Origin of the sequence: Paenibacillus profundus (genome assembly GCF_021369635.1) — a bacterium.
GTDB lineage: Bacteria > Bacillota > Bacilli > Paenibacillales > Paenibacillaceae > Paenibacillus_B > Paenibacillus_B profundus.
In genome coordinates this window covers 1-13930 of the sequence record NZ_JAJNBZ010000030.1, presented here as the reverse complement: position 1 = coordinate 13930, position 13930 = coordinate 1, and the positions used below count along the sequence as shown (strand labels likewise).

Sequence of the window (13930 nt, the reverse complement as noted above, 5' to 3'; positions counted from 1 at the left end):
AAGTTTACCTTCATGTAAGCAATTTTAGCGGCTCGATCCCAGGAGCTGGATTACTTGGCCTGTATCGGCGTTAATCTTCACCGCAAGATCGTGGAAGTCCTCGCTGTAGCCGTCCCTCCAGTTCACTAGATCTTCTGAGTAGAACCAGAACGAGAGGGTGCGGGAATCGGGCTGTTGTACCGGACGATACTCATGGCAGTCGATGTAACAATTGCTGAGATCCAGATCCAACACATCCGCCTTCGCCCGAGCCGCTTCGATGGCCTTCATCAGATGAACGGTATAGGCACGATCTGCCTTTAGGTGGAGGAGGTGTCTCTTTTTCTATGTAAGATGATATTTCCAATATTACACACTGTCAGTATACTTAAAAGAGAGAAAGATAGAGAAAGATTCCAAATGTTACATCAAGCAAAAAGTATGAGATGTCTACGAAAGAGCTGAGCAGTTTATTCCCTAGCCAGGATAAGAAAGCATATGACGGAACGAACGGTTCAGATGTTATTCGGACAAGCAAAGGAAAGAGCAGCGATACCAAAGCCTGTAACCGTCCATTCGCTTCGTTACTCTTTTGCTACGCATTTGCTGGAAGCAGGTACGGATTTACGAGGACATTCAAAATCTTCTTGGTCATCAGGGCTCTCGAACAACAGAACGTTACACGCATGTCAGTAACGATTGAGTCCGACGCATTATGAGCCCGCTCGATCGGATAAAGAGTGATATGGAGGACGGAGAAAAAGAGATGTAAGAGGCTAGTTCGCCCTTGATGCAGGTAGGTTTCGTACAATCCCGCAATTTTGTAGGTATTCGCGAAGTTCGTAGATATCACCTTATATAGGGTGCTTGCGCAAAAAAGACGTTATCTGAAATAATGCCCCTAAAACATTGTAAGGAAATACATTCGCAACGTCCTGTTGCTTGATGAAACATATGAAAGATAAAATTTAAAATTATGGCGATGATTACTTAGCGGACAGGATATCAAAAAACATGGAGGAGTTAATGAAGACAAAAATTGCTGTCATACTTTCAATAGTTACTGTTGTTATAGGAATATTCTTAATTTGGTACTTTACACCCAAGAAGTATTCAGAGACATTAGATGGAGTTTATTATCAATTAGGGACGGAAGGAATAATCGAGCATATAAAAGTACACATTGATGGTAAGTTGGAGAATCATATCAATGGCAATAAAACCTTTCATGGCTTAATTGACTTTAAGGGAGATAAAATTCCTAATATTCCAAAAGATAGAGCTGAATTAGAGTTACATTACGACGGTCATAATTTCACCACGATATTCTCCCCTTTCCGAAAGTTAAACGGAGCTCTTAAAGGCAGAATCAGACCTGATATTTATCAATACGGTTGGATGTACACAAATGATAAATTCACTGATTTTACAATAAAATTAACTATGAATGGTTCATTAACTTTATCAGACGGGTACATGATAACGTTTCCTGCGAGTGACAGAGAAGAAGCAATGAAAAAGTCCCAGAAGCTAATTAAGGAGTTTGAACAACAATAGGAATTAATCGAACGGATCATTAGCTGCTACCTTATTATGACATCTTTGATATGGATATTATTAATAATGTTGATTGGCAAATTGCCAGAGCTAATTGGTTGAAAAATGCATATAGCATTTCATTAAGTGGCCGAGGGACGGTTCTTTGTGGAACGATGATCCCCGAGAACATTGAATTAGCAGATCATAAAGATAAGTTTGATAGAATTCTTTATATTAACTTGCATTGTGATGATTCTGCCCGTAAAGAAAGAATAAAGGCAAGAGGATGGGAAGAGAGAATAATTCAAGATCATAAAAAACTTTGCTAATTGGTTAATAAATAATTCAAAAACTGCATTTAACCCGCCAATGCCAACAATTGATACGACAGAGCTTCCAGCGGAAGAAGTAGCTGAACAAATTAAAGATTGGATCTTGGAGAACTGGTAAGTACACGTAGTAGTAATTCAAGAGGACAGTTGCATTAGCTAACACCATATTCACACATCGGGCCATCCGGCCCTCGGTCCGCCCGGGACATTTCGAGGAAGCTGAATCAGGCGGACAACCCTGTGAACCTAACCGCATCGCGGCCGGCCCTTTCGGGCCTTAAGGTTCTCGGGTTCGTGAATACAAGAACGTTATACGATATATGACAAAGAAAGTAGGAAACCATATTGGAAGATTTAATCAAAGAACTGATTACATATTATTTTAATGAGGCAGTTGAAAACATTGAATCACTGCCATTCGGTCTTACTAATTACTCTCAAGTATTAACCGTTAACAATAATAAATATGTTGCAAGAATATATGACAACCACTCAAAAAATCTAGAGAAATTAAAATTCGAAATTGAATTAACGACATTCCTTGAACAAAATAATCTTCCATTTAAGCTTCCTGGGTTTTTAATTGCTAAGACAGGGGATAGATTTATCGAGCTATCAAATGGTCAATTTGGTTCAGTGGTACGTTTTATTGAAGGGGAAGTCCCTGACCTAACACAGGTATCAGATATTAAGGAATATGGAAAAACCGTTGGTGAAATATCGGTTGCATTTAAGAAATTTAAAAGTGACGTATTAATGAAAGAAATTAAGTTTTATAAAATATACAATCTTCATCAATTATCTAACGAAAGATCTGTAAAACGTTTTATTGATCAGCCACCTTTTGAGATTGAAAGTAACCAATTATCTATATTAATAGATTCATTACAAGCTGTTCAAAGAAATGAATCCATTATTGACAATTTACCAAAGCAAATTGTTCATCATGATATTTTAATTTTTAATTTGCTTATTGATAATCAAACAAGGAAGATGAGTGGGGTATTAGATTTTGATTTTGCTTCATATGATGTTCGAGCATTAGAATTAGCTATTTGTATAAATCATCTTCTTCAATTTGACAATGATTCACTTGCAAATCTGAAGTTATTCTTGGATGAATATTCTCAATATATGACATTGACAGAAGAAGAAATTAAATGGATTCCTTTTTTAATGCAGATGTACTATGTATCATTAATATGTATTTACATAGGTCAATATTATTCAGGACGGGAGATAGAAGAATACTTTCGGTTCATACTTAATCAATTAGTTATTAGAAAGCAATGGATAGAACAGAATGAATATGAATTTATTGAAACGTTAAGATTAAGGCTTAATTGATTTTGGATAACTCAAAGAAGTATCATACATCGTATAACACTATGTTCCAGCTTCACGGCTGTCGCCGCTTGGTCTGCCAGAGGCATTTCAAGGAAGCGGATTCAGGCAGACACATCGATTCCCCTAAGATAAGAGCTATCTAAGGGGAATCAACGTCAGGAACACGACAATGTTATATGAAAGATCGGCCCCAAAACACATTTTGTAAACAGATCATTTGTCCCACCATGGGACTGAAGAAAAAAATTAAGATAATTATACTCAATTAACGGGCAGGTGGAATAATATGGACAAGAGGATTAAGCAGCTATTCACTCAAGATATATTGAGACAAGCCGCAGAACATTATGGTATACACGAAGACTCAATGATCGAATTAAATGGATTTCAAAACTTCGTTTATTCTGGATTGGTCGGAGATCGTGAAGTTATTCTAAGAATTGCCCATATCACACATCGGAATGAAATATTAACGAAAGCGGAATTAGACTTTATCATGTTTTTGGCGGAGTCCGGTTTAAAAGTAGCCAGACCGATTCAGTCTTTAACGGGGGATCTTCTTCATACAATTGATACTTCTTTTGTTGTGACAGCTTTTGAAAAAGTCCCTGGTAGAAATGCAAAAATTGCTGAGGAGAGCAATACTTTTTATGAGAATATAGGTCAATTTGTTGGAAAAATACATAAGCTTTCACTTCATTATACCCCCCAACATATGCGCTATGAATGGAATGATAACGCTTTATTATCTTCTTTTAAAAACTACTGTCCGTCAGAATTAAATGACAGTTTTGACCGTTTAATTAGGGAAGTTAGCGCTCTTTCCAAGGATACAGATACATATGGCCTCATTCATGGAGATGTCAGCTGCGGTAATTATCTAAATGACGGGGATAAAGCCCATATTATCGACTTTGACGAGGCGGAATATAGCTGGTTTGTGTCCGATATTGCTACACCACTATTTTACGAAATTCCTATCCCGTGGGTTGTGGATGGAGAGGTAAGGAAGGAGATTACAAAGCGCTTTTTTTCCAACTTCTTAAACGGCTATTGTAAAGAAAATTCTATAAGTCAAGTATGGTTAAAGAAAATACCCTTATTTATCGATTTAAGACAAGCTAGAGTCTTATCCGCGTTATATAGAAGCAGAGATTTTAATGCTCCTGATTGGAGTGAATGGGATGAACAAGCTCGACGCTTCTATTATTTTAACTTACTGAATAATACACCATATATTGATTTGGACTTTTTACGTATATAAAATTGTTTATTCCGCTGTCGAGAAACGACAGTTAAATAGTCTAAATATTTCTAAGACGGCGCTGACATCCTATAACAATGTGTTCACGCTTCGGCAGACAAGCTGCCTCGGACCCGGAAGATAGACGAAGAAGTGATTGCCGGGACACATCCGCATCATCTAACCGCATCGCGGCCACTCACTAACGTTCGCTTAAAGTGGTGGGACGTCGTGAACACGGAAACGTTATAGGAAATCAACGCAAATAATTAAAAAAATCAAAACCTATTTAAATTAATTGTTAAATTAACTAACGGCTCGTTAATTGAAGGTGGTATGTTTTAATAATCTAAAAGGCAAAAACAGTAATAAAAAGGAGTCTGCGGAAGAATGAGTGTTTTTAAGAAATTAAGAAATGAATATGTAATTTGGCATGCAAATCGTGTTAAGTTTCCAAAATTTACACCAAGTAGTATAGTCAGAAAAAACGTAGCTTTTTCTGGAAGGGTGCAAAAGGTAGGATTCCGCTTGGAGATATATTGTATTGCTCGAAGAATGAAATTAACTGGATGGGTGAGAAATTTAAAAGATGGAAGTGTGGAAGCAGAATTACAAGGGGAAGAGTCACATATTGATTTTCTGGTCAATTGCATGCGGTCATTGAAACGGGCGTCTGTAAAGAAAATGACTATAATTAATCTGCCTATCAGAGAGGGGGAAGAAAGCTTTACAATAGTGGAATAAAGTACATATAGTATAAGCGACTCTCCTAATTTCAATTTCGAACACTTGATTAATACTAACGGGAATTTAAGTTTGATATGAAAAGGGTTGCCGTCCATGGCAACCTCTGGACAGAGAAGACATCGCCATCCGATAACACCATATCTACGCTTCGGGCCGTTCGGCCCTTGGTTCGCAAGATGAGGTAATCAGTGGAGAAGGATTCAGTGAACAACCCTGCGAGGCAAGTCCGTCGGACCCAGTCGTGATGCTCCCTTAAGCCTCTCGGGTTCGTAGATACAACAACGTTATCTGCAATTACCGATAGAACATTAGAAAGAAGGCGATCTCGTGGAAGTTTTATTAAAGGACATAGACGAAACTAACTGGCTAGAATGTATATTTCTAACGACTGATCCTGATAAAAATCATTACCTTGTAGAGAAATTTGTAGCTTCAAATGCAGTTTCGATTGCACAATCAAAGATAGAAAAAGGATGGATAACAAAAGCAATTTATAGTGAAGATTCAATGGTTGGATTTACAATGTATGGATATTCAGAGGAGGATAATTGTTTTGAATTATGCCGTATTATGATTGACTATAAATTTCAACGTCAAGGTTTCGGTAGAAAGGCACTAAGTCTAATCATTAAAGAGATGAGTAAGAACAAGTAATGTTCAGAAATATATTTATCGTTTGATCCAGAAAACCATTCTGCAAAAAAACTATATGGAGAATTTGGATTTGAAAATACAGGTAAAATCGTAGACGACGAAGTTCTTTATTGCTTGAAATTATAAAGATAAATGTAGGTGAATTCGAGATGCTGGTAACTACAGATAACAAAACATTCATGCATCGGACCCTGACGGTTCCTCGGTCCGCAGAGGCATTTCGGGGAAGTGAATTCAGCGGACACCCCTGCACCGACTAAGAGCGGTCGCGCCCGGGCCATTGGCCCTTAAGTCGGTGAGGGTTCGTGAATGCAAGAACGTTAGACGAAACCTGTGCAAGATAAAATAATCAAAAACAAAAAAGATAATTTAATATAAATCACATTAATGGAGGTGTATCAAATGTTGATACTAGAACGAGCAATAAAAAATGATGCACAAAAACTTGCTGAAATACAAAAGGCCAGCTTTGATGAAGAATCAAAACATTTCAATAATAACGAAATCGGTGGTCCACTAGGATATGATTCCATAAGTTGGCAAGAAGAGATGATGCAAAATTGTAAATATTTCAAGGTACTCTTTAATGGAGAAATAATAGGGGGGGCTTTGATATTTATAGAAAGCAATCAAGTACATAATCTAGGAAGAATTTTTATTGATCCAAACTTTCAGAATCAAGGAATCGGTATGAAAGTAATGAAAGAAATCGAAATAAGCTTTCCGGATAGCACTAAATGGTGGCTTGATACTCCTAGCTGGAGTGTCAAGAATCATCATTTCTATACAAAGTGCGGGTTCACCAAAGTTAGAGAAGAAGATGACCTATACATTTTTGAGAAGACTTTATAGACTTATTCTTTTATGGCGTTTTCAGGGATGGCACAGTCATCGTCTAACAACGTATTCACGCCGCGAGACCTGACGGTCCCTTGGTCTGCATGAGGTTTTTCGGAGAAGCGGATCAGCAGACAACCCTGTGAGGCTAAGTGGCATAGCCACCAGGCGACTCCGTCGCCTTAAGCCTCTCGGGCTCGTAGATACAAAAACATAAAGCAAACAACGAACACAGTCTATTTTCAAATCTCGTAAATTACTCTTTGGGGGAATAGAAATGAAAGAAATAAACTATACCAATTATTTTTGGCAAGACGAAGAGATTAGATTGCGTGCAACCCAGCCCGAAGATTGGGAGGGATATTATTATAATCGATTTGATTCGACGGCTCGTCGTTTATTAGAATGTGCGGTTGAACTGCCACCGACGATTGTTGAAGCAAAGAAATTCGTTGAGACATTTTCAGATTTTTCATCAGGCACCGGACGAATTATGTTTACTATTGAAAATGTAAAAGGTGAAGACGTAGGAGGAATAAATTTAAATAGCATTGATGAAAAGAATGGTACATTCAGTATAGGTATACAAATTGATCAGGATCATCGAGGTAAAGGTTACGGTACAAGAGCTGTAAGAATGTTATTAAGATACGCCTTTTACGAGCGACGTCTTAATAAATTCAATGATTATGTACTCGAAGGAAACGAAGCATCTGCAACCATGATGAGGAAGCTTGGCTGTATCCAAGAAGGAGTTCGACGTAAGGTAATATACACAAAGGGGCAGTATCTTGACCTAATCCTTTTTGGTTTAACCAAGGATGAATTTATAGAGAATGAGAAACGAACAATAACTGTATAAGTAGTAGGATCCAGCAGACATCTCTGCACTGGTTAAGTCCGTCGAACCCGGCACAAGCGCATTAAGCCAGTGAGAGTTCGTGAATTCAACAACGTTAGTCGTAGCGTAACATAGACCACCGTACATACGAACTAATTCTTAAGGAAGGATGACAATTGAAAATGGGAGCTTCAAGCAAAAATTTAAGAACTTGCAACAAAGGACACCAATACTTTAAAAGTAGCGATTGCCCAACCTGCCCGATCTGCGAGCAAGAACGCAAACCCGACACAGGATTTCTTTCACTTCTCTCGGCACCAGCTAGACGAGCATTGGAAGACAATGGAATAACCTCTCTGGAAAAGCTCTCAACGTATAGTGAAAAAGAGATCTTGCAATTTCACGGTATGGGACCAGCATCTTTACCTAAACTTAGGGCTGCTTTGCAAGAAGAAGGATTATCATTCAAAAACTAACATATAAAACGAGAGGCAGTCCTTCCCCGGAGCTTATCGTTTGGCTGTTGATTAAAATAGCCATTTTTCCGTCATACGAAGGTTTTGTCGGGATGATCTTACGAGTTTCGTTATGGTTAATCTCAAATTTCTTCGTAAATTTATTATAGTAACTTGTAGCCTCGTAAAATCGTTCTTCCTTCACGAAATATCCAGCTATGTTAGCGACTAGTTGGTCATAACTGACTTTATTGTCGCGCAGATCAATAATTAAGCCTTTCACATGGTTATCTTTGGAACTGCTGCAATTTTTCTTCGAGGATTTTTTCGGGGCTTGAGAAGATGGCCATCGGAAAGTAGTGTGTTTTTAAATAACCATAGCCGTTGCTTAATATGTCACCTTCGATCGCCTCACCTCCTGTGGATGCCCTTTTTAATGTTTGGGAGTTATCGTCATATGCTTGAAGAGTAGCTTTCTTCGCTATCCCTATGCGCTCTATGATAATAACAAAAAGATAATAGATAAGATCTTCTATGCAGAGTATTGCAGGAAAGATGAAGATGGTGAGTTTGGGGACTACATAAGCTTTTGGAAAAGGTTATGAACATAGAATTAATCTATATGACCTAACTATTGGAAATATGGGGTATAATCATTTTACTTATGAAGGTGAGGTTATCCGTGAAACAACTGATATTGTAGGCAATCAACAAGCCACGGTGATGGAGGTAAAGATAAAGGGGAGTTAAAAGAGCTGCAACCTGATTTACATAGAATGCTGAACGCACCGACAAGGATGAAAAAGAAGAAGAATTAGATGGTATACGAATAGAATTACTTGAAAGGGTTGGAAGTTGATCGAAAAGGCAAGGAGATTGGATAACATAACATTCATGACGCAGGGTGATGGCTCTATTCGGACATCTCAATTACTTGGAGGAGATATTGGCATGGATAAAGTACAGGCTGGAATACTTGGTCTTTGCGTAGGGGATGCACTTGGAGTACCTGCCGAATTTCGGTCTAGGAAAGCTCTTATTGCAGAGCCTATAGTAGAGATGATCGGATATGGCTCTCATGGCCAGCCTCCTGGCACATGGTCAGACGATAGTTCATTAACTTTTTGTTTAATGGAAAGCATTATAGAATGTAAGGGAATCAACTTATTCAACATTGCAGATAAGTTTACGATCTGGCTCTGGAGAGGGCATTGGGCCCCACATGGTGAAGTATTTGATGTTGGAATTGCTACTCGGAAGGCGATAGAGAGAATAAACGATGAATTTATAAGACCAGACCTAGCCGGAGGCAAGGATGAATTCAGTAATGGTAACGGGTCATTAATGAGAATCCTGCCGCTGGCCTTTTATGTAAGGAATGAGCCATTACAATCGCGAGTTGTAACAGTTAGTCAAGTTTCTTCAATCACTCATAGACACTCAATATCTATAGTTGCATGTGTCATTTATGTTGAGATTGCAATACATTTGATACATGGAATGACGATCGAAGATAGTATAAAAAGGGCATATGCAAGCATCACTGAATTGAATGTGTTCAATGAATGCGCAGACCAATTCAACCGAATGTTCTCTACTGAGTTTTCAAGCTTAAGCATGAATGATATTCAGTCGTCAGGGTATGTCGTTCATACGTTAGAGGCAAGTTTATGGTGCATTTTGAATACGAATAGTTATTCTAAAGCTGTACTGCAAGCAGTGAATTTAGGGGATGACACGGATACAACGGCTGCCGTGACGGGAGGTATTGCAGGAATCATATATGGACTTGAGCAGATCCCACAAAATTGGATTAATCAGATATCAAAATTGGCGGAAATCGTATCATTATGTACTAACTTTGAAAAAGTGAGTGAGTAGCATTTTAAAATGCCCTACTTCAGATAACACCGTACTCTAAATCATTTAACAGCATAATCAGGCTGAAGGGCTAACTCTCTTTGTTTGATGGATGTATAATCATGGAAGAAGCGCAGACAGCAAAAGGCCTAGCCTAAGATGAAAGCTATCAAAGGCTGGGTCTTTACATAATACAAGAACGTCGTCTTAGCATTAGGAAGCTGAGAAAGCTTTTGAAGAAGGGGCTTATCCAATTGGTGCAGTGATGCGTCGCTTGGTCTGCCCGAAGGATAGTTGTCCAGGCAGAAAACCCCGCACTGCCTAACCACGTCGCGGCTAACAAGAACATTATATAAGCAAAATGTGAAAAGATGGTGGGAGCATGGAAGTAGTTGTTTCAAGAGCAACTCAATATGACAGGAAGCTAATAGAGAATTTACTACAGTTCTATATTTACGATTTTACTGAATTCACAAGTGCTTCAATTCTTGAGAATGGTTCATATAATACAATGCCTGATTTAGATTCATACTGGAACAATCTAAATGGGAATCATCCATATCTTATTAAAGTAAACGATGAAATAGCGGGATTTATTTTGACTAAAGAAAAAGAAGAGACCAGAAAATACAACTATTTAGCGCATTTTTTTATTCTTCGTAAATTTAGGAGATTGGGAATAGGTAGTAAGGCGGCAGAACATGTATTGAAAATTTTTAAGGGAGAGTGGGAACTCTATCAGCTTGAGAATAATATTCCTGCACAGAAGTTCTGGGATAGGATAATAGAAGAAATATCTGATGGGGAAGTAAAGGTAAGATTTGAGAACGGAAGAAGATATCAAAACTTCATTATGTAAGTAGATTCGAGGATGGCTTGCTACATCTTATAACACTATACTCACGCTGCGAATCGGCTGGCTCCGATCCTTGATCCGCCCGGTGTTATTAGCAGGGAAGTGAATCAGGCGGACAACCCTGCGAGGCTAACTGCGCAAGCGTAGCCGACTCATGGTGGGGCCTTAAGCCTCTCGGGTTCGTGAATGCGAGAGACGTTATGTGAAAGGCCTGTAAATTTAAAAACCAAATAAAACATCAATTCATGAAGTGACTAGGGAAATTAAATTAAAAGTAGGTAATGTTATGGAATTTGATAATTTAACTTTTATATGTAGTGCATGTAAACAAGTACCGGAAAAAAACTTGAATGATAAAAAAGGTTTTGAAATGGTTGCGTATGAAGATGTTATGGAATGGTCAAATTTTTCGCAAGATGTACCAGATCTGAGTATTAGGAATTGGGAAAGGACTTCAATCCCCCCAATAGCTGGTGAGATGAAAAAAGTACAAGTGCATTTTCCTTTTAATATGTCAGTTGGAGAAAAGTTTTGGACTTTGTTCAGACCTGCTCTATCAAGTTTTAACGGATGGGAGGAACATCCAAATGAAATAGATTCATCAGCAATTATTAAGTGCAGTTTTGAAAGTATTATTTCTAAAAATGAAGAAAGAGCTTGGATAAATATTAAGATCGAAGAAGTAATACGCTTAGAAATGATCACTGATAAATTCACACAAAAGGACGGAGAAGGATATTTAGGATATTTTAAATTTTTTGGAAAACCATATATGACTGAATATAACGATTGGATTTTATTTCAAGCTAGTGCACAAGGGGATTTAGGAGTGTGGGCATTAGTGAAAAAATTTAAATGTAAGAGTATTATGGTTGCATATGGTGAGTGGGAATTCCATTCAGACAGAGTATATTGCGGAAACATATTGCTGCCAGAGAATGAGATAAATGAATTAATTGAGCTTTCAGAAACATAAGGTGTTTAATTCAATAAATTCAGAGTGTCCTCAGGAGTTAGGGGAAGATAGTAATGGGGAATTTTCGCAGATGTCAGGCCCATCACATAACACCGTATTCACGTTGCAGGGCTTTCGCCCCCTTGTCTGCAGAGGCTTTTCGAGGAGGTGAACTCAGAGACAACCCTCACCACCTAAGCGCGGTCGCGCCCGGGCCGTTGGCCCTTAAGTCGGTGAGGGTTCGTGAATACAGAGAACGTTATACGAAAGGGATGCAGACTGAAACAATATCATAAAATCTTGAAAACTAATATCCATAATGAATAAGAACACTTGTGCGCAGGTGAAAGAAAAGGTAAATTATAACTATAATTGAATCTTGGGTGGGCATGGTTTCCCTTCGAAAGTAGGTGAAGCCATGGAAGTAAAAGATGCATTGACGATAATGTTCCTATTCGGAATGTTTATTCTTGCACTTTTAACTTATATCGATAACAACAAGAAAAAGTAAAAAAACCACCCTAAGATTGCAAGCCGAAGGTGGGTTTTCGTTCCCAACTGACTAAGAAGGGAAAAACCATCCAAGCCAATTGTATGGACCAAGTGTTAGCGCACTTAGTCTTTATTACTTATATAAAACCAGAAGGAAATGTATGTATCAAAGTGAGAGATGAATTTCTGAGAAAATAAAAACATGAAAAAAGAATCAAGAAGAGAATACATTGTTGGCAACACAGAGAAGGCATCCCCATCATCTAACACCGTATCTACGCTACGGACTACGCCCTTGGTTCGCAAGATGTGGTAAGCAGAGAAGTCAAGTCAGCGAACAACCCTGCGAGGCGAAGTCCGTCGCACCCGGCGTGGAGCGCCTTAAGCCTCACAGGCTCGTAGATACAAGAACGTTATACGACAGGGTCAAATATGTACTTCGTTAAAAAGATGTAAGGCATCTTTAAACCCCTGTAGATATATTTTACTTTCCAGAATAGCTTGTAATGAGATTTAAGCGTTTTCATAGAGGAATGAAGTATGTTGGAGGTTATCAGGTAAAGATTCTCGAATTTATTGAAGTACTGTTCAGACTCGCCTGAAAATTGTACGAAATCAGAATTCATCTTCAGCACCTCCTACATTTTTATATTTGCGAAATAAACTTTAACTTCTTGAATAAGATTTTATCATACTAAATCCTCTTCTTAAGAGAACATAAATTTAATTTTGATAATGTAAAGAATAATTAATATAATTAAAGAAAAATTCAACTATTCTATAGAGATAATGGCTAATGATTAGTTATAAACCATTTCAAAAGTTATTAATAGACCGGGATATGAAGAAGCAGGAATTAATGAAATTGACAGGAATATAAGCAACAATGGCAAAATTGAATACAAACGAATACGTCTCACTAGAAGTAATTGATAAAATATGCTTAGCGTTAAATTGTCAACCTGGTGATTTGTTAGAATATATTCCTAAACCTAAAGAAGATAAGTAACCTAAAAGAATATCAGTGATGAGTTGGAATTCACAGAAGGATCCCGTTGTATCACAACGCTACGGGCTTCGTCTCTCGGTTGTCGGATGTGAAAGTAAACAAGAATATTCATTCAACATACGACTCGATCTAAGATCAGAGATATCTAAGGTCTGGACCTCTGTCAATAGATTGGACACATAAAACCGAGAGAATTACGCAGTTTCTAGGTACATACGTTCGTACTGATTGGGTGTGTAATACTCAATGGATGAATGGATTCTTTTACCATTATAAAAACACGAGATATATTCAAAAATAGATTTCTTTGCTTGACTTCTCGTTTTGAATTTCTCGAGATAAACCAGTTCCTTCTTTAGCACGCTATGAAAGGACTCAATACAGGCATTATCGTAGCAGTTTCCTTTACGACTCATGCTGCCGATCATCTGGTATTTCTTCAGTCGTTTCTGATAGTCTGCAGATGCATACTGACTGCCACGATCCGAGTGATGTAATACTCCTGGAGCTGGTCGCTGGCTGTTGTAAGCCCGATCCAGCGCAATGATGACGAGTTCTTTGGTCATTCGTTCATCCATGTGAAACCCCACGATTTTACGCGTATAGAGATCCATCACACTGGCAAGGTACAACCATCCCTCATCCGTCGGGATATAGGTGATATCGGTCATATAGACCTTATTTGGTGCGCTAGTGGCGAACGTTTGATTGAGCACATTTTCGGCTACAGGCAGCATTCCTATAATGAAGAAATATGAGATTTGAGAAACAAAAAGACTCCTTG

General features: G+C 38.2%; 15 protein-coding genes and 2 pseudogenes. 15 read left to right on the top strand and 2 right to left on the bottom strand.

What is annotated here, in order from left to right; translation table 11 throughout:
* The first annotated feature begins 477 nt into the window (after positions 1-477).
* The 10 genes from LQV63_RS24615 (at position 478) to LQV63_RS24570 (ending at position 7995) form a co-directional block, all read left to right on the top strand.
* On the top strand, positions 478-675 hold the full coding sequence (locus tag LQV63_RS24615) for a tyrosine-type recombinase/integrase (protein WP_325175918.1): 198 nt from the start codon (positions 478-480) through the stop codon (positions 673-675).
* A 330-nt stretch (positions 676-1005) separates the two neighbouring features.
* The gene (locus LQV63_RS24610) at positions 1006-1536 is read left to right on the top strand and encodes a hypothetical protein (protein ID WP_233698661.1); all 531 of its coding nucleotides are present in this window, start codon (positions 1006-1008) and stop codon (positions 1534-1536) included.
* 50 nt (positions 1537-1586) lie between these two features.
* A complete protein-coding gene (locus tag LQV63_RS24605; RefSeq protein ID WP_233698660.1) occupies positions 1587-1847 on the top strand; it encodes an AAA family ATPase in 261 nt (86 codons plus the stop codon).
* Between the two features lie 348 nt (positions 1848-2195).
* Positions 2196-3197, top strand: coding sequence for a phosphotransferase (locus LQV63_RS24600; protein ID WP_233698659.1), 1002 nt, complete (start codon positions 2196-2198; stop codon positions 3195-3197).
* A gap of 286 nt (positions 3198-3483) precedes the next feature.
* Entirely contained in the window at positions 3484-4461 is a 978-nt protein-coding gene (locus LQV63_RS24595) for a phosphotransferase enzyme family protein (protein WP_233698658.1), read from the top strand.
* 369 nt (positions 4462-4830) lie between these two features.
* Entirely contained in the window at positions 4831-5184 is a 354-nt protein-coding gene (locus LQV63_RS24590; protein WP_233698657.1) for an acylphosphatase, read from the top strand.
* Positions 5185-5514: 330 nt separating this feature from the next.
* Positions 5515-5841 carry a GNAT family N-acetyltransferase gene (locus tag LQV63_RS31855; protein ID WP_233698656.1) on the top strand — a complete coding sequence of 109 codons (327 nt, stop codon included), beginning with the start codon at positions 5515-5517 and terminating at the stop codon, positions 5839-5841.
* Positions 5842-6243: 402 nt separating this feature from the next.
* Positions 6244-6693 (top strand): GNAT family N-acetyltransferase, encoded by a 450-nt coding sequence (locus LQV63_RS24580; protein WP_019419028.1) that lies wholly within the window; start codon positions 6244-6246, stop codon positions 6691-6693.
* Positions 6694-6955: 262 nt separating this feature from the next.
* A complete protein-coding gene (locus tag LQV63_RS24575) occupies positions 6956-7540 on the top strand; it encodes a GNAT family N-acetyltransferase (RefSeq protein ID WP_233698655.1) in 585 nt (194 codons plus the stop codon).
* A gap of 161 nt (positions 7541-7701) precedes the next feature.
* On the top strand, positions 7702-7995 hold the full coding sequence (locus tag LQV63_RS24570) for an RNA polymerase alpha subunit C-terminal domain-containing protein (protein ID WP_233698705.1): 294 nt from the start codon (positions 7702-7704) through the stop codon (positions 7993-7995).
* On the opposite strand, the pseudogene LQV63_RS32160 reads toward LQV63_RS24570, so the two are convergent.
* A pseudogene (locus LQV63_RS32160) lies at positions 7985-8287 on the bottom strand (S41 family peptidase); the annotation flags it as partial. The gene LQV63_RS24570 and the pseudogene LQV63_RS32160 sit on opposite strands and share 11 nt — an antisense overlap.
* Before the next feature lie 638 nt (positions 8288-8925).
* Here LQV63_RS32160 and LQV63_RS24565 point away from each other — a divergent pair.
* From LQV63_RS24565 to LQV63_RS24545, 5 genes and pseudogenes are all read left to right on the top strand, one after another.
* On the top strand, positions 8926-9855 hold the full coding sequence (locus LQV63_RS24565) for an ADP-ribosylglycohydrolase family protein (RefSeq protein WP_233698654.1): 930 nt from the start codon (positions 8926-8928) through the stop codon (positions 9853-9855).
* Between the two features lie 361 nt (positions 9856-10216).
* On the top strand, positions 10217-10693 hold the full coding sequence (locus LQV63_RS24560) for a GNAT family N-acetyltransferase (protein ID WP_233698653.1): 477 nt from the start codon (positions 10217-10219) through the stop codon (positions 10691-10693).
* Positions 10694-10976: 283 nt separating this feature from the next.
* Positions 10977-11666 carry a hypothetical protein gene (locus LQV63_RS24555; protein WP_233698652.1) on the top strand — a complete coding sequence of 230 codons (690 nt, stop codon included), beginning with the start codon at positions 10977-10979 and terminating at the stop codon, positions 11664-11666.
* Positions 11667-12063: 397 nt separating this feature from the next.
* Complete coding sequence (gene comI / locus LQV63_RS24550; RefSeq protein ID WP_233698651.1) at positions 12064-12156, top strand: competence inhibitor ComI; 93 nt, start codon at positions 12064-12066, stop codon at positions 12154-12156.
* 777 nt (positions 12157-12933) lie between these two features.
* Positions 12934-13146: pseudogene (locus LQV63_RS24545) on the top strand (helix-turn-helix domain-containing protein).
* Between the two features lie 194 nt (positions 13147-13340).
* Here the strand turns inward: LQV63_RS24545 and LQV63_RS24540 are convergent.
* Positions 13341-13930, bottom strand: a 590-nt coding sequence (locus tag LQV63_RS24540; RefSeq protein ID WP_233698650.1) for an IS3 family transposase, incomplete at its 5' end; no start/stop codon positions are given.

Coding starts and splice junctions, on each gene's coding strand:
- LQV63_RS24565 (WP_233698654.1), top strand. CDS start 8,926: ATGGATAAAGTACAGGCTGGAATACTTGGTCTTTGCGTAGGGGATGCA.
- LQV63_RS24590 (WP_233698657.1), top strand. CDS start 4,831: ATGAGTGTTTTTAAGAAATTAAGAAATGAATATGTAATTTGGCATGCA.
- LQV63_RS24560 (WP_233698653.1), top strand. CDS start 10,217: ATGGAAGTAGTTGTTTCAAGAGCAACTCAATATGACAGGAAGCTAATA.
- LQV63_RS24555 (WP_233698652.1), top strand. CDS start 10,977: ATGGAATTTGATAATTTAACTTTTATATGTAGTGCATGTAAACAAGTA.
- comI (WP_233698651.1), top strand. CDS start 12,064: ATGGAAGTAAAAGATGCATTGACGATAATGTTCCTATTCGGAATGTTT.
- LQV63_RS24570 (WP_233698705.1), top strand. CDS start 7,702: ATGGGAGCTTCAAGCAAAAATTTAAGAACTTGCAACAAAGGACACCAA.
- LQV63_RS24595 (WP_233698658.1), top strand. CDS start 3,484: ATGGACAAGAGGATTAAGCAGCTATTCACTCAAGATATATTGAGACAA.
- LQV63_RS24580 (WP_019419028.1), top strand. CDS start 6,244: ATGTTGATACTAGAACGAGCAATAAAAAATGATGCACAAAAACTTGCT.
- LQV63_RS24605 (WP_233698660.1), top strand. CDS start 1,587: ATGGATATTATTAATAATGTTGATTGGCAAATTGCCAGAGCTAATTGG.
- LQV63_RS24615 (WP_325175918.1), top strand. CDS start 478: ATGACGGAACGAACGGTTCAGATGTTATTCGGACAAGCAAAGGAAAGA.
- LQV63_RS24575 (WP_233698655.1), top strand. CDS start 6,956: ATGAAAGAAATAAACTATACCAATTATTTTTGGCAAGACGAAGAGATT.
- LQV63_RS24610 (WP_233698661.1), top strand. CDS start 1,006: ATGAAGACAAAAATTGCTGTCATACTTTCAATAGTTACTGTTGTTATA.